This window comes from Blautia sp. HCP3S3_C12, from assembly GCF_052064155.1.
GTDB lineage: Bacteria > Bacillota > Clostridia > Lachnospirales > Lachnospiraceae > Blautia_A.
Window position 1 is genome coordinate 1 of sequence record NZ_JBQHWC010000031.1, and the last position, 19,875, is coordinate 19,875.

A 19,875-nucleotide genomic window follows, 5' to 3' on the forward strand; every position below is an offset into this window, starting at 1 on the left:
CATAATCATTAATTCGACAGCAAAATTTTACATATCTATTTCTTATCAGAAAGATTTACTTTCCATAGACACAAGAATTTTTACACCCTCGCTGCCGCAATCTGAAACGGCAACCGGATCTGAAAAATCCCTTACAAATCTCTTCTCTTTTGACATAGAATTTCAAAGTTCAAATGACTCCAGGTCATCTGGTATCAAAATTTTTCCATTAAAATATTTCTTTCCTTCATTATGATAAAGTTCTTTTCGCTGGGCTATATTTTTGTCCTCGGTATGATACAGCAGCAGATTTTCCACCTTAAGTTCTTCTGCCAACTGGCAGGCATCTTTTACTGTTGAATGATGTTTTTCATAGGGATGAAATATATCTGCCTGACCGTCTAAACAAAATGCTTCATGTAATAGCCATGTACTGTTTTCTGCATATTTCTTTTCATAATCATTGTATGGTTCATCTCCACAGCAAGTCAGTTTTTTTCCTTTTTCCAGTTCCATGCAAAATCCGAACTGTTTTGCTTTTGTTGACTGTATATCAAAAAATGTAACCTTTTTATTTAAAATATTAACAGCTTCTCCATCCTTAACAGCAATCAGATGAAGGCGTTTACCGATAAAACCAATTTCTTTTTTCTGCAGAAGCTTTTCTGCTAAATCTTTTAGCAGATCAATCACTTCATCATGAGCATATATTGTGGCTTCTCCTTCGTATTCTTCCTGTCTCATATACTGGCATATCATACGCATCATCCATAATATACCTGTAATGTGGTCAATATGCTTATGTGTTACAAAAATAGTTTTCACATTTTTCCAATCAATTCCTGCATGTTTTAATTGATGAAGTATTGTATTTCCACCGCCACCATCAACCATAAAATACTGATCATTTTCCTGTAATATGAAACAAGTATTATAACACTCTGTAACAAGTGCATTTCCAGTACCTAACATTGTAAGATTCATCTATTTTTCTCCTAAATCAATTCCAATTAACTTTTCCCTTGTTATTTTTCTTGAATTACCGCTTGAATTATATCGTTTTATCCATGTTTATAAACTCTGATTTAAGATATATTCCATCTGTCTTTCTTTGGTTTTCATACCCATTTTTTCATAGAACTTTTCAGCTGAAGTATTTCCTGCCCATACGTTCAGTGTTACTTCATAACAGCCCATTCGCTTTGCTTCATTTTTTACATATTCAAACAAACTCTCGCCGATATGCTGTCCTCGTGCCTGCTGATCAACACATAGATCATCTATAAAAAGAGACTTAAACTGTACCATATTAGTTGAAAAAGGCTGTTCCTGTAATTGGCAAAATGCATATCCCACACAAACATCTTCCTCGTTCACTGCTACATATATGGGTTTTTCTTCTTTTTCTAATAGCTCTGTCAATTGGCTTACAGTATATTTTGTGGTGTCAGGAATAAATATATCAGGCCTTATATCTGCATGGATTTGTAATACCTGTCCCAACAGTTCAATTATTCTTGGAATGTCTTTTTCTTCTGCTTTTCTAATAGTCATTTTTATCCTCCAGCTAACAGATTATTCTCAATTTACACTACTGGCTTTGCCGGTAATGGTCTGTACTTTGCAGTATAACAATCACACTCAATCCGGATGACACTGACAATTGAAACCAGCCGCTCATTAAACTCAAAATCCTTACCTGTTTGTATTTTCATTAAGGCACTCATGGCCTTAATTTTTTCTTGTGGTGCTTCCACAATCTCCGCAGTTCCAAATCCATCAAAAGAATAATAACTACACCCATATTGGCAGGCTACTTTACCTGAAAATGGTTGAACATCACACTCAATCTGAACACAGCAGTCTGAATTGTTTCTGATAATATCAAGCTTACGGCCTTCCAAAGCACCGTGCACATAAAATACAAGTTTATCATTTTCCATAACATAACCGTAGTTCATAGGAACTATGTATGGCTTTCCCTGATCCACCAGCCCAAGGTGCAAGACCTTACCAGAATCAAGTATATGTATGATCTCATTAAGATCTGTTACTTCTCTGTCTCTTCTACGCATAAAAAATCCTCCCATCGTACCTCTGATATTTTCATTTTTTTCTTCTCCGGATAACGGATTATTCCATAGTCAATTTAATCATAGCACATACCTTCCTGCTTGACAAATACATTGCCATGCAATAATTGTGGATATGGGATTATGCAGAAAGTAAAAGAATTGACTGAGAATGAACATATTCTGGGACTAGAGCGTGTCTGAAAAAGGCTCTGGAAAGTCCTGGAAAAAATAATTTTTTTATGGTCAGATTTGTGATATACTTTATGTATTACTTACAGACTCCCGGGAGGAGACGGCTATGCAAAATATAATTCCCGATGAAAGATATTCTGTGGCTGACGAAGCCATTTTAGGTGCTTTTTTCAAATTAGTAAAAGAAAAGAAGCCTGACAGGATTACTGTATCCGACATCACTAAAACAGCAGGTATTGCCAGAAGTACTTTTTATAATCACTATCAGGACATCCCTTCACTGCTCTCTGCAGTTGAGGACAAAACCATTCATGATGTTTTTTCCATGATGGAAAATTTCCAGCCAAAAAATGACCGGGATATCTGCAGTTCCTATTTTCTGACCCTGTGCCGGTACACTATGGAAAATCCTTTTCTGTCCGGTCTTTTGAGTACGCCTCATGGAAATGATCTGTTTGAAAAAATGCTGACTATGCTCCATCATTATGTTACAGAAACTACATCTAATTCCAGACCTGCCAGGCATACAAAGGAAGAAGTTTCCTATGTGATCACCTGCGCCATCGGCAGTACTATCGGCGTTCTCCACAAATGGAGCCGGGATAATTTTAATCTGGCACCGGAAGTAATCGCTGATATTCTGTCTGAGATTTTTCTATCCGGTATGCTTCCACTTTTATCCTAGTACATCGTTTTCGAAATAACTATACCACTCACTTGTCTGCGAATCCGATTGCACAGGTCTAAAAGCCTCAGCGTAGCCTAGTGTGTTTTCCGCAAAATATAAGCCTCTGTTTTATTCCAGAGGCTCATCAATCAGGACATCCTGTCTCCTGATTTTTTTTGTTGTGTTGCGGATAAACGGATTTTTGCGGACAACCAATCCTGTAATGCGGCGATAGGTGGGCTGATTTCTGTTATATTCATCCAGAAATGCCTGAAGCTGTGCCTGAATTGCCTCTGCATCCAATGCTTTCGCTTCCACAACAGCCTGCTCCGGATAGATGCGGGCAGTCAGGCCATTATCCTCACCTGTCACAATAACTTCGCTTACCAACGGATTCAGCGCCAGCTTATTCTCAATCTCCTCCGGAGATACGTTTTCACCGTTGGACAGGATGATCAGGTTCTTCACACGTCCATTGATAAACAGATAACCGTCTTCATCCATATATCCCTTGTCACCTGTATGCAGCCATCCATCCTTTAAAGTCTCTGCTGTCTCATCAGGCATCTGATAATATCCTTTCATAACGCTGCTTCCCTTTACCAGGATTTCACCGTTTTCAAATCTGATTTCTGCATTTTCAAGGGGTTTTCCAATAGAACCCTTTTTATGATTTTCCGGTGTATTATTGCTGATAACAGGGGAACACTCTGACATTCCATAGCCTTCCAGTACTTCAACGCCATATTCTGTAAAACGGTCAATATAATACGGATCCAGATGTGCACCGCCTGTAAAGATAATGCGCAGTTTTCCGCCGAATACCTTTTCTGCCAGAACTGCCTTCGGGATTGACGGATCAGCGGCAGCCAGTCTCTTATAAATAGTTTCGATCATCATTGGAACCATAAGCATAATATCCGGTTTGAAAATACTCATATTCCTTACCATATGGAGCAGGGAATCATTGATGCAAAGAGTTACACCCAGAGAGAATCCCTTCAGCCAGTCCATAACCAGGCAAAATGCGTGATGGATCGGAAGCACACTGAGCACGGCAGTTCCCGGTTCTGCTGTGATATTTACTGCCTCAACATTGGAAGCCAGATTGTTCTGTGTCAACATAACACCCTTGCTCTTTCCTGTTGTTCCGGAAGTGAAAATGATGGTCGCAATATCCTCTGCATCCGGGCAGACAGAATCTGCTGATGCGCTCTTTCCTGCATTTCGAAGTTCACCAATACCATATGCCTTTGCCGGTGCATCTTCTACCTCTTCCTGAAGCATCCACACTTTCTGAAGTTTCGGGCAGTTTCCAAGAAATGCATCCAGATATGGCCTAAGCTTCGGACTTAAGAAAAGAGCTACGGAATCAGAACGGTTAAGCAAATCGATCAGATCCTCACAGGGAAGTGCGGCATCCAGCGGTACTGCTGTGGTACATCCTGTAATGATTCCCAGATAGCTTTCCATCCACTCTACTGAACTGGTTCCGATCAGTGCAATGTGCTTTCCCTCAAAGCCTTCTGCAAGAAGACCTTTTCTGGTGAAACCTACATTTTCCATCAGTTCGCCATAGCTTCTTTCCATGATTTCCTTTTTATTGAGCCATTTTACTGCTTTTACTTCGTCAAATTTACGTGCACTTTCTTCTAATATATTTCTGATCAGCATATCTGTCCCCCATTATTTTCTGAACTGTTCAATTGTTCCAAAAAAGATTACTGAAGTTCTTCCAGCAGATTTAAGGCTTCACCGAGAGTTGTGATATTCAGCACTTCGCTCTCATCAAGTTCAAGATCAAAGGTATCCTCAAGCTCACCTAAAAAGGACATAAAATCCAGAGAACTGAACCCCAGATCCTCGCGAAATCTCATCTCATTGTTCATTTCTTCCGGTGCTACCTTGCTGTACTGTGCTACGATATTTTTAAATTCCATTTCCTGATTCATTGCATTTCCTCCTGATATTGATTTAGTTAAACCAGTTCCATAATTTCGCCGATGCTCATATCCGGCTCTGCGATTCCCTTAAAAAGAATACGCATCATATAATAATAAAGCAGCTCCATATCATGTTCCTCCAGATGAGCAGTCTGGTAATGATAGGAGAAGTTCATACCTCCATCTTCTGTATGGGATACGGTCAGATACATCTTCTTGGTGGCTGCACCGTTTGCAAACCATTTTGCATGCTGACGGATGGTTCCAAGCATTTCATTCTCCACCTTCACAGTCATTGGCTGATAAGTCAGATAACAGCTCTCATATCCTGTATGCTCCGGTGTATTGTATCTCTTTCTCATCTCATCCATAATAAGTGCCGGATCATAGTTGCTGTGCATGTATATACGATTCTGCATATTCTGGATCTCATAAGCAGCAGAAAGGAAATCTGTCTCCGGTGCGATCACTGTTCTGCATGGGAACATGATGGTTCTGCTTCCTCCTGAAGTCCACTCATCATGAGTAGAACGTCTGGATATAAAGTTCTGGATAGTGATATCTTCCTGTCCGTTATTCACTTTTGACAGATAAGTACGGATACCAAGCAGAAGAAGATTTGTCATGGACAGCTGATGGTTCATACAAAAATCAATCAGATTTTTAGTTGGTTCCGGCTCCAGATAATAATCCTTAACTGCTACAAACAGATCCTTCATCTCAATGTCAGAAGAACGAAGTCCGGGATTTCCATGACGTTTTCTCGCTTCCTCCAGTACGGACGGTCCCTGAATATCAGAATACAAAGGCTCGCCCAGCGTATCCAGCTGGTCATCCCAGAATTTCTTATCTTTTGCAAAACGTTTTTCGTTGCCTGCTTTTGCCAGGTCTTTTTTCAGGACTGTCTCAAAATCTGCCAGTTCCTGCGGATAGGCTGTTCCATATTTATAATAGGTATATAACTGAAACAGATCACCGATCATTACTACCAGACCACAGGAATCGATCAGTCTATGATCCATATGTACAAAGAAACCATTATATCCTTCCGGCAGTTTCAGCATAGTAAACTCGCACATGGGAATGTCATCACCGTCAAAGGTTTCGTATGCCCACTGTTGCATCAGCTCGTCTGCTTTTGCAAGGCTTCCCATTCCTGACAGATCCTTGAATCCGATATCTCTTGGATCCTGTTTTACAAGGTACTGTTGTACATTTCCGTCTTTATCAGGCTTTGTAAAACGGATTCTGGTGCATCCGGAACGTTCTGTTTCCATCTGAATGCATTTTTTTAATAATCCAAAATCCAGTTCAGCCTGTACAGATGCCACAACACTGACACCGGATACCTGCTGTGTACCGTAATCCATGATCCAGTTGTGGTGCATTTTCTGTGCTGCTGTTAAAGGATAGTAGTTTGTCATACTTTATTTAACCTCCATCACCCGTTTTTTCTCTTTTCCCGGGTACAAAAACATTACATACTTGTTCATCATTCCTTTTTTATTACGTGACAAAAAATAGCACAGATTTTTCCCAAATACCAGTACCCTCAGCACTTAATGAACACTTTACATAAAATTGACCGAGACTTATCATGCATTTAACAAAACGCATCTGATAAGTCCCGGTCAGGGATTGTTGTCATTCGTAATCGCCTTTGGCGGTTAAAAACAGGCACATTATTTTTCAGAATTACTGACATCATATTTCTCAAAAAACTCCATCACTGTACGCTGATACAGTTCCGGATCTGCATAGGCACTGCACAGATGCCTTGCTCCCTGTACAATGACCAGTTCCTTTGGTGCTTTGCACAGCATATAGTTCTGGAATGAATTGTTTGGGTACACATAAGTATCCTTCTCTCCATGAAAGAAAAGGACAGGTCTTGTATTCCTTTTCATAGCTTCTGTGGTATCTGCATCTTTCATACGAAATCCTGCAATAAGGTGACACAGACAGTCCATTTCCTTCAAAAGCAGGGGGATATAATGCAGATGAAACCAGTTGTCAGCCATATCCCGCATCTGTCTTTCCATAGACTGAAAACCACAATCTGCGATCAACCCTTTCACCTCTGACGGAAGCCTGTATCCGGATGCCATCAGTACAGCGGCAGCCCCCATAGACTGTCCATACAGATAGATTGGAAGCTTCTCCTTGTTTCTTTCGGACACATAAATTGCCCAACGCTGCACATCCCATTTTTCCTTTGCTCCAAAGGTGATATATTTTCCTTCACTTTCTCCACAGCATCGCTGTTCCATAAACAGAAGATTACATTGATGCTCATGGAGATATTTTGCCATAAATGACAGGGAACCAAATCTGCTGCCCCGATAGCCATGGCTTAATATGACAAATCTCTTTGCATTCTCTGCAGGCAGATAGAATCCATGGAGTTTTAATCCATCCACACTCCGGATATAGCAGTCCTGCATCTTCTGAGCTTCGCACCATGCCCTGCTCTCCTCATATTCCTTTGCATATCCGTTTCTGGGATGATTATCTCGTATATGGGATAATTCAAACCATTTTTTCCTTTCCTTTTTCCTTCCCCCTCTTTTGCAGCGGACCACCATGTTAAAAAAACGCCAGCCAATTTCCATAATCCCTGAGAAAAAAAGCAATCCTGCTGCTGACAACTTACAAATTTTTTTCTTCATCTCATTTTCTTTCTATAAATTTTCTCATAAATTCTTCATACCCACAAGGTTTTCCCCAGAAATATCCCTGGGTAAATTCCGGGCGCAGCTTTCGGATTTTGAGCCATTCCTGAGCATTTTCCACGCCTTCAATGCAAATCTTCATATCCAGATTATGGATCATGGTACAGAACTGATTCAGCAGATAATATTCCTGTTCATCTGCAACTGCTTTGGCAGTGAAAGAGCGGTCAATCTTAATGATCTCCGGTTTCAGCTCGCTGAGATAATGGAAGTTCGAATATCCGGTTCCAAAGTCATCCAGTGCAAGACTGATTCCCATCCGCCTCAGTTCTGATAGAAAATGCTTCTCATTAATATTTTGTTCCAGAAGATCACTTTCTGTCAATTCCACGATCAAGGCTCCCAGCGGCAGTCCGGCTTTTTGCATTTCCGCACTGATATCCTGGATCACATCAGACTTGGATGCCTGCACCTGGGAAATATTAATACTCACCCGGAACTTAGGAAGTACTTTTCGGATTTCATTGCATTTCCCCATAACCTCTCTCATCATCCAGCGGCCAGCAGGAATAATAAGTCCTGTTTCTTCCAAAATCGGAATAAACTCTGCCGGTGAAACCATTCCGAATTTTTCAGAAGCAAAACGCATTAAAGCTTCTGCTCCATAAGGCACCTTTTTATCTTCCGCAAATACAGGCTGATAAAAAGCCGTAAACCCCTGGAGTCCATTGTTCACAGCCTCCCGCAGTTCCTGGGTAATCTCCCTCTTCCGAAGAAATTTTCTGTAGGTTTCCCTGTCAAATATATAACAGCGGTTTCTTCCCAGCTTCTTGGCCTCATTCAAAGCAAAATCCGTCAGCTTCAGAGCTTCTGAATACTGGTCTCCCCCTAATGTCCCAAATGGCACAATGCCTCCAGAAACCGTATACATAACCTTAAACTTGTTAGCTTCAATGAATCTGTCTATTGCCTCTCTCACTTTATCATAAAGCTTCTCTGCATCCCTCACCTTGTCAGAAGAAACATCCAGGATCAGAAATTCATCTGCCACAAGCTTGTACACTTTCTGTCCTTCTGACAGGCAGCCGGAAATACAATCTGCTGTTTTTCTAAGTACAAAGTCACCGTACTCCTGTCCGAAGTTATCATTGATTTCCTTAAAATGATCGATTCCTATACGAAGCAGATATCCTGTTTCCAAAGGTGTATCCTGTTGATTCATATACTGCCGGAATCCTGTTTCTCCCAATAATCCGCTTATATTATCGGCCTTCTGTCTCTCTCCGATCTCGTTGATACAGCCGATCATATAAAGAGGTTTCATGTTATCATCCCGAACCAAATAACCTTTGCAATGAATCCAGACCGGCATTTTTTTCAGATCCAGCCATCGATACTCCATGCTATGGGTACAGCGGTCTGTTTTAAGAAGATCATCAAATTCCTCTTTCAGTTTTTCATAATCAGATTCATATACAAATTCTTTATGATTTGAAATTACATTATGAAAACCATTTTTCGGAATGCAGAAACGGTCAAGGGCCTGGTTTGCTATGTAATAAAAATCTGTCCGAAAATCAACCACATACGGGTAATTATCTGTAGTCGGACTCAGAAGATCGATCATGCTGCAAAGCTCATCCAATGGCATTCCCTGATATTTTTTCTCCTGCAGGATTACCTCATCTGTAATCTCCTCTGTGGAATGCTTTTCCATACGGGAAAGCAGATGTTCCAGATCAGTTGACCGCGCGATCTTCTTCCTGCGCTTCTGACGATACAGCATGGTATCACTTCGTCTTACAATATCTTTAAAGTCAAAATCTATATCTGGCTGATAATAGGCATATCCTGCTGATATGCTAAGCGGATAATCCAGCTTATGTATTTCCGCTGTTTTCTTCAAAATCAGCTCCAGTGTCTTCAGTCGTTCCGGAATCCTGTCCTTCTCATCACTGTGAAATACATACGCAAACTCATCGCCACCGATTCGAAAACAGTTCTTGACATTTTGAAATGCCTGACTGATACACTGATAACACAGTTTCAGTGCCTCGTCTCCTTTTTCATGTCCAAAATTATCGTTGATCACTTTCAGGTTATCCAGATCAAAAAGTACTACACCTGTAGTGCGCAGTTTTATTTCACCTTCATCCAGATACTTCACCATATTCTCGTAAGCATTTCGGTTCATGGCTTCTGTGAGCATATCCATATTGGCTATTTTCTGCAGATAGATCACCTTTTGTTTCTGGATATATTGATCGTAATATTGAGAAACCTGAATCCAGATCAGCATAATAATAAACAGCATGATTCCTGTGGAAAGCAGAATAGATGTCTGTTCAAATCTTCTTAAATAATAAAGAAACATTTCTGCCATTCCAAATCCCATGGCCACGTACATAGGATACTGGAATTTTTTGGCTACATCATTTTCTTTTTTTCTGGCTTCGTAAAGAATGATCGCAACTGTGTAAACCGCATTGGCAACCATAATAACATGAGTTACAGAAAGTAACCGGGACATATCAATAATTCCTGTACACTGAAGTAAAACATCGACTGCCATATTTGCAAGATAAAGGCTGGAAAAAACTAATGCAACTTTGTGGTACCTGCTTTTGCAGATATCATATAACAGGAAATTAAATGGTACCGGGAAAAGAAAGAGTGAAAAATAATCCACAAAATATAAGGTTCTTCCATCCGGAATCAAAAACTGCACAAAACCACATTGTACCAGTGTCCATACTGCGACCAGCAATGAGAAAAATCCAAGGTTTAAAAAAATCTCAATTTTTGCTTCTGTCTTGTCTCTTCTTTTTCTTCGCGCTGCGCCACAATAGAGAATCAGGCAGATAACAGCGGCAAACAGGATTCCACAGCTGATTACCAGAGTTCCAAGACTGTCCGTCAGGATTTTCAGAATACAATCTCCTCGTGTTCCATATACAAGGCTGACTTCATTTCCATAATAGCCCTCATATACCGGAATAATTCTGACCTCCAGACTTTTGCCTGCGCTGTCTCCCGGAATATCCACAATGTGCCAGCAACATCCAGGTGTTTCCATAAATCCCGGAGCATCCGGTTCATTTCCGTATTCATATATTTTTTCTCCATCCAGCCAAACTTCTGCAATGGTGTGGGTGGTTTTAAATAAGATGGATCTGGGAATATCGAAGTCTTCAGGCAAAGCAATATTCTCTGATTTGATTTCTCCTTCTTTCAGTTCTTTTGTTTCGCACCGGATCGTATTATCCCAGAACAATTTTTCCCTGGTCGTACTCTGGCTGAAGATCCAACCTGAAAAACAAATGGCAAACAGTCCAAATGCGAACAGGGTGATCCATAATTTCTTTTCTATTTTCATAGCCTCTTCCTTTTCCAATATGCCTGCATTCTGAGACATATCCAATATAATTTCATTTGTATTTCTGCATTTCGCTTATTTCATTGTATCATAGATTTCTGAATAATTGTTAGTAATTTTTGACACTTTCTTTTTGGATAAATCCATTTTTTCTCCCAGGATATAAAAAGACCATCTACATTTTTGCAGTAAATGATCTTTTCATCACTAATGTTCAAAAATCTCCAGGATAATATTGTTATCTTCCAAGTCTTCCCTTAAAATCCGCGTAGCCAAAATCTGTAAGCCGTAACATGGTGTTGTCAGCACGTCTGAGCCAGATATCCGGCAGCGGCATTCCATTAAATGTATTATTCTTACAGGTAGTATAAATGGCCATATCTCCAAACATAAGAAGATCTCCATATTGGGGAATCTGCCTGAATTTGTAATCTCCGATCACATCTCCTGATAAACAGGTAGGGCCTCCAAGCCGAACCGTAATCCCCTCTTCTTTCAGTTTATCTGTACCAAGTAATGGCGGACAATAAGGCATTTCCAGTACATCCGGCATATGACAGGCAGCACTGGCATCTACAATTGCAATCTGTGTCTTTCCATTTTTCAGAACATCCAGTACACTGGTCAGGAAAAATCCAGCATTTAATGCCCACGCCTCTCCTGGTTCCAGATAAACTTCCACATCCCAATCATTCTTTGCCATCTGAATACATCGTTCCAGTCGTTCAATGTCATACCCTGGTCTTGTAATATGATGACCACCGCCAAAATTGATCCACTTTACCTGAGAAGCCAGATCACCGAAATGCTTCTTTACAGAAACAAGTGTTATCTCCAGATCATCAGAATCCTGTTCACAGAGAGTATGAAAATGAAGACCATCCAGTAAATCCAGAAGCTCCGGATTTTTCCCAATTGCCTCATCCCACTGCTTTCTTGTTGTGCCCATACGGCTCCCCGGTGCACAGGGATCATAAATCTCATGGCCTTCCTGGGTAGAACATTCCGGATTGATCCGAAGTCCCACACTCTTTCCTGCTTCCTTTGCCATCAGTCCAAACCGAAGAAGCTGAGACGGAGAATTAAACACAATGTGATCTGCATAACGCAGCAGTTCTTCAAATTCATCTGCCCGATAACCGGCGCAGAATACATGGACTTCCTTTCCAGGCATTTCTTCTGCACCCAGCCTTGCCTCAAACAGTCCGCTGGCCTCTGTACCTGCAAGGTATGGTTCAAAAAATCCATAACAGTCATAGTTACTGAATGCCTTCTGCGCCAGAAGCATCTTACATCCTGTTCGTTCAGCCACTTCACCGAGAAGCTTTGCGTTTTTTATAAGTGCTTTTTCATCCAGGATATAGCAGGGAGTTTTTATATTTCTAAATTCCGGCGGAATGACTCCGCTGGTGGCTGTAAATGGTGCTCTTTTATCCAGTTCTTCCATTAATCTACCAGCTCCGGATCATGGCTTTCGCTGCGTGACAGACCGTAACGGTCAAGTGCTTCCAGGAACGGATCCGGATCAAATTCTTCTACTGTATACACACCTGGTCTGATCCATTTTCCGGTCAGCATCATAAGTGCACCGCACATTGCCGGAACACCTGTTGTATAACTGATTGCCTGACTTCCCACCTCATGATAGCATTCCTGATGATCGCATACATTATAAATATAATATGTTTTTTCTTTTCCGTCCTTTACACCTGTAAAAATACAGCCAATGTTTGTTTTACCTTTTGTACGTGGTCCAAGACTTGCAGGATCCGGAAGCAGTGCTTTCAGGAACTGAATCGGAACAATTTCCTGTCCATTATACTGGATCGGTGTTGTAGAAAGCATTCCCACATCCTCAAGACAACGCATGTGATCCAGATAACTCTGCCCAAAAGTCATAAAGAAACGAATCCTTTTTACGCCCGGGATTGTTTTTGCCAGAGACTCGATTTCCTCATGGTGAAGCAGGTACATATCCTTATCTCCCACCTGGTCAAACTTATATTCTCTCTTAATAGTCATAGGCGGGATTTCCACCCAGTGTCCGTTTTCCCAGTAGCTTCCCGGTGCACTTACTTCACGGAGGTTGATTTCCGGATTAAAGTTTGTGGCAAATGCATATCCATGGTCTCCGCCATTGCAGTCCAGAATATCAATGGTATCAATCTGGTCAAATTCATGCTTTAATGCATGGGCACAGTATGCCTGTGTAACACCCGGATCAAATCCACAGCCAAGTAAAGCTGTAAGACCTGCATCCTCAAATTTTTTGCGATATGCCCACTGCCAGGAGTAATCAAAGTAAGCGGAAAAGCCCTCTTCTTTACAACGTTTCTCATAAATAGCACGCCATTGTGGATCATCCGTATCTTCCGGCTCATAGTTTGCGGTGTCCATATAGTTTACACCACAGGCCAGACATGCATCCATGATCGTCAGATCCTGATATGGAAGTGCAATGTTCATTACCAGATCCGGCTTATAATCATTGATCAGTTTGATCAGCTGATCCACATCATCCGCATCAACCTTGGCTGTGGTAAGAACAGTCTTTGTCTTTCCTCTTAATTTTTCTGCAAGGGCATCACATTTTTCCTTTGTACGGCTTGCAATACATAATTCTGTAAACACCTCATCTGCCTGACAACATTTCTGGATTGCTACACTGGCTACTCCTCCGCAGCCGATCACAAGTACTCTGCTCATAACTTTTTCTCCTTTTTTCTTATATATAATCGTTTCTTCAACAGTTTTTTATAATGCTTATATTATCTGTATCCTTCAGATTTATTTTGTAATTGCCAGAAGCAGTTCCCGCAGTACCTTACATGCTGTTGCAGTGGAAACACCACTTACATCCATCATAGGTGCCAGTTCATTCACATCTGCACCTACCACATTGGTCTGAGAAACTGTCTGTATTGCTTTCAGAAGTTCCAGGAAGGTCACACCTCCTGCTTCCGGAGTTCCTGTTCCCGGAAATGCTGACGGATCCAGACAGTCCAGATCAATTGTAAAATATACCGGAACCTTTTTTTCTTTCAGTTCTCTGACTGTCTCTTTCAGTCCATCAAAAGTAAATGGATGAAAATCTGTATGCTTCGCAGCAAACTGAAATTCTTCTCTCTCCCCGCTTCTGATGCAGAACTGGTGGATACGGTTATCTCCCAGAAGCTCATGGCATCTTCGCAGCACACAGGCATGACTTAATCTGGCTCCCAGATAATCCTCTCTTAAATCTGCATGTGCATCAAAATGAATGATATGAAGATCCGGATATTTATGAAATACAGCACGTACAGCTGCTAATGTTACCAGATGTTCCCCTCCCAGAAGCACCGGGATTTTTTCTGCTTTCAATATTTCCTCTGCCCGCTTTTCAATGTCTGAAAGAGCCATTTCACTGCTTCCGAAACAAAGCTCCAGATCACCACTGTCAAATACTCTGATATCCATAAGATCTTTGTCCTGATACGGACTGTAGGTCTCCAGTCCAAAGCTCTCATGACGCATGGCAGACGGGCCAAACCTGGCACCTGGACGAAAGCTTGTTGTGGAATCAAAGGGAGCACCATAAAGAACAACAGATGCCTCCTCAAAACTGCTTTCACAGCCGATAAAGGTTTCTACATTAGACTGAATCATAAGTTATCCCTCCACTTCCTTCAGCATATCTTCCAGAAATGCAGGAAGATAGAATGCTCCTTTATGGAGTCTTGTTGTATAGTAACGTGTGCGAAAATTTAATGCATTCCATGCTTCCGGATCCAGATCATCAACAGGATGATATTTTTTACTTGCGAATCCAAATAACCAGTAACCTGCGGCAAATGTAGGGATATGTGCCTGATAAACACGGCTGATCTGGAATGTACTGGCAATTTTCTTATGACTGCGCTGCATTGCATGTGCGTCTTCTGTATAGAAGGGGCTTCCCTGCTGATTAACCATAATTCCATCATCTTTTAATGCATTATAACAGTTTCCGTAAAATTCACGGGTAAACAGTCCCTCAGAAGGGCCAAAGGGATCCGAAGAATCCACAATAATAAGATCATATTTTCCCTCACATCGCCGAATAAATTTCAGCGCATTTTCGTAATGTAGATGTACTCTTCTGTCATCCAGTCTGCATGCATTTTCCGGAAGATATGCGCGACAGGCTTCCACAACCAGAGGGTCCATTTCTACCAGATCGATATGTCTGACTCTGTCATATCTGGTCAGTTCACGGACAACTCCGCCATCTCCTGCACCGATCACAAGAATATCCCTTGCTTCTTTGTGGACTGCCATGGGCACATGGGTGATCATCTCATCATAAATAAATTCATCTCTCTCTGTGAGCATTACATTTCCATCCAGAGTCAGCACACGTCCAAATTCAGGTGTTTCAAAAATATCAATTCTCTGATAATCACTCTGCTTAGAATAAAGCTGACGGTTTACCCGGATACTGTGCTTTACATCCGGTGTGTGAAATTCTGAAAACCACATTTCCATTGTCTTTACCTCCCTGCCAGAACATTCAGTCTCAAAATATCCGGATCCTCAGGTCCTGTCATATTGCAGCCCTTTGCTTTGGCATATTCAATATAATCCAGGATTTCTGCTGTAATCCTCTCTCCAGGTGCAAGGATGGGAATCCCAGGCGGATAACACATTACAAATTCACTACAGACCTTCCCTTCAGTCTCCCGGAGAGGCAGGCTGCATTTATCTGCATAAAAAGCTTCCTGTGGACTGGTCACCACCTGAGGGTCAATATATTCCTGGCTCAAAAGCCCGGAGCCATCTGTCTGAAAACGTCTGCGGATTTCAGCAAGTGCACTTACAAGCCGCTCCACCTCCTGGGCACGGTCACCAATGGAAAGATAGGCCAGAATATTTCCAATATCACCGAATTCTATCTGGATATCATATTCATCCCGCAAAATATCATAAACCTCAATCCCTGCAAGTCCGATGTCCAGCGTATGTACACTTAATTTCGTAATGTCAAAATCAAAGACTGAATTTCCATTGACCAGTTCTTTTCCAAATGCATAATAACCGCCAATGGCATTAATTTCCTCTCTGGCATATTCTGCCATATCTGCTACCTGATGAAAAATCTGACGGCCACGCTGTGCAAGATTTCTTCTTGAAATATCAAGGCTGGACATCAGAAGATAGCTTCCTGATGTTGTCTGCGTCAGATTAATGATCTGGCGAACATATCCTGCGTGTACAGCCGGTCCTGTAAGGAGAAGGCTTGACTGTGTAAGGCTTCCACCGCTCTTGTGCATGGATACAGATGCCATGTCTGCACCTGCTGCCATAGCAGAAACCGGAAGACCACCGCCAAAATAAAAATGAGTTCCATGGGCTTCATCTGCCAGACACAGCATTCCTGCATCATGTGCCATCTTAACGATCGCACGTAAATCACTGCATATTCCATAATAGGTTGGGTTATTTACCAGTACTGCAACTGCTTTGGGATGCTCTTTTATGGCCTTCTCAACCTGTTCCCTGCGCATTCCAAGAGAGATTCCAAGTCTCTGATCCACCTCCGGATTTACATAAACAGGGATCGCACCGCACAAAACAAGGGCATTTAAAACGCTCCTGTGAACATTACGGGGAAGTATGATCTCATCTCCCCGTTTACAGGCAGTCAATACCATTGTCTGAACAGAACTTGTTGTGCCTCCTACCATCAAAAATGCATGTGCTGCCCCAAAAGCATCTGCTGCCAGCTCTTCCGCTTCCCGTATTACAGATACAGGATGACAGAGATTGTCCAGTGGTTTCATGCTGTTAACATCCACACCTACACATTTTTGTCCCAGGAATTCTGTCAATTCCGGATTACCTCTTCCGCGTTTATGACCCGGCACATCAAATGGCACCACTCTCATTCGTCGGAAAGTCTCCAGAGCTTCATGTATGGGTGCATGGTTCTGGTTTAATTTAAAACGACTTCCTTTCATCATTCCTCCATTTCCAGTTTCCTTTGCTTCACCCCCCAATCAGCAATTTCACAGACTGAACAAAACAAAAAAACGCAGGTAGGGCACTCAGCCACAAACCTGCGTTTTGATCTGTATCTATATGTTTTATCAACAAGCATAAAAAAGCAGATAATACCTTCTTTCAGCATCATAAATAAAACTTCTGGATCATGCGTGTCAGAGTCTATATAGCAATTATACTTTTACTACTCTTATTGACCGTTTCACAAGTCTGCGCGTCCGGCGCATCGCGGTTATCAAAGGAACCTACTTATAAAATTTGAGTTTCTAACTCAATCAATAAGGTAACCAAAGTTACCATAATCGGCAGTGGACCCGGCTGTCCGTATGGCCTTAACCCTCCCGGGTGGTCCAAAACAATTGCTTTGAAAAGACTCTGTCTATTACTCTGCATTTTCGTCTTTCAAAATCGCGTTTATCATAACATGTAAAAAACATACTGTCAATAATGCACAGTTAAAATAATTGATAAAATTATGTAAAATCCATCTGCTATTCTTCCGTTTTCTTCTCATTTAAGCACATCTGTTTTTTATCGCAACGCTATCTCAAAAAATCCCTTATATCAACAAAGCTAACGTTCCAACAACAATCAGCAGCAGTCCTGCTCCTGATTTTAATGACAGTTTTTCATGGAATACCACATACGAGAATGCAATAGTCACAAGGATACTCAGTTTATCAATCGGAACTACCACACTGGCCGGACCTGTCTGAAGTGCTCTGTAATAGCATAACCAGGAACCGCCTGTTGCAAATCCGGAAAGAATAAGGAATAGCCAGCTTTTTCTGTCAATATTCTTAACTGTATCCTGCTTTCCGGTCACAAATACTACGATCCACGCCATCACTAATACAACAGCTGTTCGGATTGCAGTTCCAAGATTTGAATTGACATCCTGAATTCCAATCTTCCCCAAAATAGATGTGAGACTGGCAAAAACAGCGGAACCAACTGCATAAAGCAGCCATTTCTTATCTTCTACTTTCTCCTGTGTTTCCTTTTTCTGTATCATCAGATAAGTACCAATGCCGATAAGAATCATTGAAACAAATTTCAGCCACGTTATTTCTTCCCTGAGAAAAATGAATGCCAGCAGCATCATTATCACTGTACTCGATTTATCAATTGGCATTACCTTATTGATATCTCCGATCTGCAGTGCTTTGAAATAACATAGCCAGGATATGCCCGTTGACAGTCCTGATAAAATCAGAAAGATCAGAATTTTTGCTGAAATATCTCTGATTCCGCTTTGCGCCCCGACCACCAATACCATAAGCCATGAAAAGACTAACACTACGCCGGTTCTTAATGCTGTCGCAACATTAGAATCTGTATTTCTGATTCCGCATTTTGCCAGTATGGCAGTCAAGCCAGCAAACAAAGCAGAACCAAACGCAAATAACAGCCACATATTTCCTCCGCCCATTAATTATTTTACCTGTTCCAACAGATTATACACTTTCCAACATAATCCGCAGAATTTCTTTATCTGTTTCTTTCATTCCTTCTTTGCCGATCTGTCCTACGCAGCTGATGGTTTCGCCGGCTTCTTCCTTGAGGATTCCGGTGTATGGCGCATAGGACTGACCATTCATAGCAAGGTGATGTGCCAGAAATGCAGCGTCAAGACTGGCGGCGATTTTCGCTGCACAGGATATTTTCGCTCCATCACAGATGATTCCCGGAATATTGGCAAGCGTATTCTCTATGGTCTTCTTGATCACAGAAAGTTCTCCACCGCCCATGTAAGTAATCCCCGCACCGGCTGCACAGGACGCAGATACCGCACCGCAAAATGCGGAAAGTTTACCGATATACTGTTTCTGATATACAGTTAAGAGGTTAGAAAATACCAATGCGCGGTAAAGTACATAGTCCGGAAGTTCCATTTCTCTGGCATATACGATCAGAGGTACAGAACAGGCAATTCCCTGGTTTCCGCTGCCTGAGTTGATGACTACCGGCATGTCACATCCGCCCATTCTGGCTTCGGAAGCTGCGGCTGTAAGGCTGCGCATTTTAGTGAGCATATCATTGGAATAGGTTTCACGGATGATCCGGCCGATTCCAAGACCGTATTTACCAGTCATTCCTTCATGGGCGATTGCCATATTGCTGCGGATCTGATTTTCTATAATTTCTTTGACATCATCAAGCTCTACAGTATCTGCAAATGTTTTAATGTCTTCCAGATTGAGCAGAGTTCTGTCTGCTACAGCCGGAGTTTCATCGGATTTATAATCTGAATCCAGCAGGACTTCCTGGTTCTTTACGATCTTTGTTACATTGATATGATCGTATTTGATCTCCAGACTTACTGTGTCATCCCCTGCCTGCATTTCTATGATAAAGTGCAGAACTACCGGGGAGTCCAGAAGTTCTACTTTACATATCTTTTTATCCAGAAGTTCACAACATCGCTTTCTTCCGGATTCATTTACCTTCGAAAGAACTTCCATATTCAGGGATGGGTCTCCGGCTACTGCACCGAGGACTACACCTGCTTCAATTCCAGTCAATCCGCCGGAGTTTGGAATGATAACACAACGGACATTTTTTATAATGTTTCCACTGCATTTTGCAGTGATATGTTCCGGTTCTTTTCCCAAAACTTCTCGTGCTCTGGCTGCTCCATATGCCAATGCGATCGGCTCTGTACATCCCATGGCGGGAATCATTTCTTCTTTCAGAATGCCTATGTAATTCTGATATACTCTCTCATCTAACATTGTGCTGATATCTCCTGTTCATTTTTAATATTTATTCAAGTATGACATAACACTATCAGAATGTCCAGAAAGAATCAGCCCTGTGTACCGTCATTTTCTGTGCGGTTCAGGTATATATAAAATCCCACAGTGAATTAAAAACTTTATCCTCACACGACTGAAGTCGCGTGCTTCCAGACGCTTTAGGCGTCAGACTAAATATCGGCGGATACGCCTGT

At 41.6% G+C, this 19,875-nt stretch carries 16 protein-coding genes; 1 reads left to right on the plus strand and 15 read right to left on the minus strand.

Annotation, left to right across the window (positions count from 1 at the left end):
• Positions 1-162: 162 nt before the first annotated feature.
• The 3 genes from ACTNDS_RS16195 to ACTNDS_RS16205 form a co-directional block, all read right to left on the minus strand.
• Positions 163-963 (minus strand): MBL fold metallo-hydrolase, encoded by an 801-nt coding sequence (locus tag ACTNDS_RS16195; protein WP_441036808.1) that lies wholly within the window; start codon positions 961-963, stop codon positions 163-165.
• A gap of 87 nt (positions 964-1,050) precedes the next feature.
• Positions 1,051-1,533, minus strand: a complete 483-nt coding sequence (locus ACTNDS_RS16200; RefSeq protein WP_441036809.1) for an N-acetyltransferase family protein — start codon at positions 1,531-1,533, stop codon at positions 1,051-1,053.
• A 32-nt stretch (positions 1,534-1,565) separates the two neighbouring features.
• On the minus strand, positions 1,566-2,054 hold the full coding sequence (locus ACTNDS_RS16205) for a pyridoxamine 5'-phosphate oxidase family protein (protein ID WP_441036810.1): 489 nt from the start codon (positions 2,052-2,054) through the stop codon (positions 1,566-1,568).
• A 298-nt stretch (positions 2,055-2,352) separates the two neighbouring features.
• Between ACTNDS_RS16205 and ACTNDS_RS16210 the strand changes: the two genes are divergently transcribed.
• Positions 2,353-2,931, plus strand: a complete 579-nt coding sequence (locus ACTNDS_RS16210) for a TetR/AcrR family transcriptional regulator (RefSeq protein WP_320813273.1) — start codon at positions 2,353-2,355, stop codon at positions 2,929-2,931.
• Between the two features lie 111 nt (positions 2,932-3,042).
• On the opposite strand, the gene ACTNDS_RS16215 is transcribed toward ACTNDS_RS16210, so the two are convergent.
• From ACTNDS_RS16215 to ACTNDS_RS16270, 12 genes are all read right to left on the minus strand, one after another.
• Positions 3,043-4,587 carry an AMP-binding protein gene (locus ACTNDS_RS16215; RefSeq protein ID WP_441036811.1) on the minus strand — a complete coding sequence of 515 codons (1,545 nt, stop codon included), beginning with the start codon at positions 4,585-4,587 and terminating at the stop codon, positions 3,043-3,045.
• Between the two features lie 47 nt (positions 4,588-4,634).
• A complete protein-coding gene (locus tag ACTNDS_RS16220; protein ID WP_291818459.1) occupies positions 4,635-4,865 on the minus strand; it encodes an acyl carrier protein in 231 nt (76 codons plus the stop codon).
• Positions 4,866-4,891: 26 nt separating this feature from the next.
• Positions 4,892-6,280 carry a condensation domain-containing protein gene (locus ACTNDS_RS16225; RefSeq protein WP_441036812.1) on the minus strand — a complete coding sequence of 463 codons (1,389 nt, stop codon included), beginning with the start codon at positions 6,278-6,280 and terminating at the stop codon, positions 4,892-4,894.
• 258 nt (positions 6,281-6,538) lie between these two features.
• Complete coding sequence (locus ACTNDS_RS16230; RefSeq protein ID WP_441036813.1) at positions 6,539-7,525, minus strand: alpha/beta hydrolase; 987 nt, start codon at positions 7,523-7,525, stop codon at positions 6,539-6,541.
• Position 7,526: 1 nt separating this feature from the next.
• Positions 7,527-10,904 (minus strand): EAL domain-containing protein, encoded by a 3,378-nt coding sequence (locus tag ACTNDS_RS16235; RefSeq protein WP_441036814.1) that lies wholly within the window; start codon positions 10,902-10,904, stop codon positions 7,527-7,529.
• 238 nt (positions 10,905-11,142) lie between these two features.
• Positions 11,143-12,351, minus strand: a complete 1,209-nt coding sequence (locus tag ACTNDS_RS16240; protein WP_441036815.1) for a carboxynorspermidine decarboxylase — start codon at positions 12,349-12,351, stop codon at positions 11,143-11,145.
• Positions 12,351-13,610, minus strand: coding sequence for a saccharopine dehydrogenase family protein (locus ACTNDS_RS16245; protein WP_441036816.1), 1,260 nt, complete (start codon positions 13,608-13,610; stop codon positions 12,351-12,353). Before ACTNDS_RS16245 ends, ACTNDS_RS16240 begins: the two co-directional genes overlap by 1 nt.
• Before the next feature lie 81 nt (positions 13,611-13,691).
• The gene (speB, locus tag ACTNDS_RS16250) at positions 13,692-14,549 is read right to left on the minus strand and encodes an agmatinase (protein ID WP_441036817.1); all 858 of its coding nucleotides are present in this window, start codon (positions 14,547-14,549) and stop codon (positions 13,692-13,694) included.
• A 3-nt stretch (positions 14,550-14,552) separates the two neighbouring features.
• Complete coding sequence (speE, locus tag ACTNDS_RS16255; protein WP_288788590.1) at positions 14,553-15,407, minus strand: polyamine aminopropyltransferase; 855 nt, start codon at positions 15,405-15,407, stop codon at positions 14,553-14,555.
• 5 nt (positions 15,408-15,412) lie between these two features.
• The gene (locus ACTNDS_RS16260; protein WP_026077052.1) at positions 15,413-16,882 is read right to left on the minus strand and encodes an aminotransferase class I/II-fold pyridoxal phosphate-dependent enzyme; all 1,470 of its coding nucleotides are present in this window, start codon (positions 16,880-16,882) and stop codon (positions 15,413-15,415) included.
• Between the two features lie 599 nt (positions 16,883-17,481).
• The gene (locus ACTNDS_RS16265) at positions 17,482-18,339 is read right to left on the minus strand and encodes an EamA family transporter (RefSeq protein WP_291817169.1); all 858 of its coding nucleotides are present in this window, start codon (positions 18,337-18,339) and stop codon (positions 17,482-17,484) included.
• Between the two features lie 40 nt (positions 18,340-18,379).
• Entirely contained in the window at positions 18,380-19,657 is a 1,278-nt protein-coding gene (locus ACTNDS_RS16270; protein WP_291809996.1) for an L-cysteine desulfidase family protein, read from the minus strand.
• Between the last annotated feature and the right edge of the window lie 218 nt (positions 19,658-19,875).

Excerpts from the sequence above, each read along its gene's own strand:
- ACTNDS_RS16195 (WP_441036808.1), bottom strand. The coding sequence starts at position 963 with ATGAATCTTACAATGTTAGGTACTGGAAATGCACTTGTTACAGAGTGT.
- ACTNDS_RS16200 (WP_441036809.1), bottom strand. The coding sequence starts at position 1,533 with ATGACTATTAGAAAAGCAGAAGAAAAAGACATTCCAAGAATAATTGAA.
- ACTNDS_RS16205 (WP_441036810.1), bottom strand. The coding sequence starts at position 2,054 with ATGCGTAGAAGAGACAGAGAAGTAACAGATCTTAATGAGATCATACAT.
- ACTNDS_RS16210 (WP_320813273.1), top strand. The coding sequence starts at position 2,353 with ATGCAAAATATAATTCCCGATGAAAGATATTCTGTGGCTGACGAAGCC.
- ACTNDS_RS16215 (WP_441036811.1), bottom strand. The coding sequence starts at position 4,587 with ATGCTGATCAGAAATATATTAGAAGAAAGTGCACGTAAATTTGACGAA.
- ACTNDS_RS16220 (WP_291818459.1), bottom strand. The coding sequence starts at position 4,865 with ATGAATCAGGAAATGGAATTTAAAAATATCGTAGCACAGTACAGCAAG.
- ACTNDS_RS16225 (WP_441036812.1), bottom strand. The coding sequence starts at position 6,280 with ATGACAAACTACTATCCTTTAACAGCAGCACAGAAAATGCACCACAAC.
- ACTNDS_RS16230 (WP_441036813.1), bottom strand. The coding sequence starts at position 7,525 with ATGAAGAAAAAAATTTGTAAGTTGTCAGCAGCAGGATTGCTTTTTTTC.
- ACTNDS_RS16235 (WP_441036814.1), bottom strand. The coding sequence starts at position 10,904 with ATGAAAATAGAAAAGAAATTATGGATCACCCTGTTCGCATTTGGACTG.
- ACTNDS_RS16240 (WP_441036815.1), bottom strand. The coding sequence starts at position 12,351 with ATGGAAGAACTGGATAAAAGAGCACCATTTACAGCCACCAGCGGAGTC.
- ACTNDS_RS16245 (WP_441036816.1), bottom strand. The coding sequence starts at position 13,610 with ATGAGCAGAGTACTTGTGATCGGCTGCGGAGGAGTAGCCAGTGTAGCA.
- speB (WP_441036817.1), bottom strand. The coding sequence starts at position 14,549 with ATGATTCAGTCTAATGTAGAAACCTTTATCGGCTGTGAAAGCAGTTTT.
- speE (WP_288788590.1), bottom strand. The coding sequence starts at position 15,407 with ATGGAAATGTGGTTTTCAGAATTTCACACACCGGATGTAAAGCACAGT.
- ACTNDS_RS16260 (WP_026077052.1), bottom strand. The coding sequence starts at position 16,882 with ATGATGAAAGGAAGTCGTTTTAAATTAAACCAGAACCATGCACCCATA.
- ACTNDS_RS16265 (WP_291817169.1), bottom strand. The coding sequence starts at position 18,339 with ATGTGGCTGTTATTTGCGTTTGGTTCTGCTTTGTTTGCTGGCTTGACT.
- ACTNDS_RS16270 (WP_291809996.1), bottom strand. The coding sequence starts at position 19,657 with ATGTTAGATGAGAGAGTATATCAGAATTACATAGGCATTCTGAAAGAA.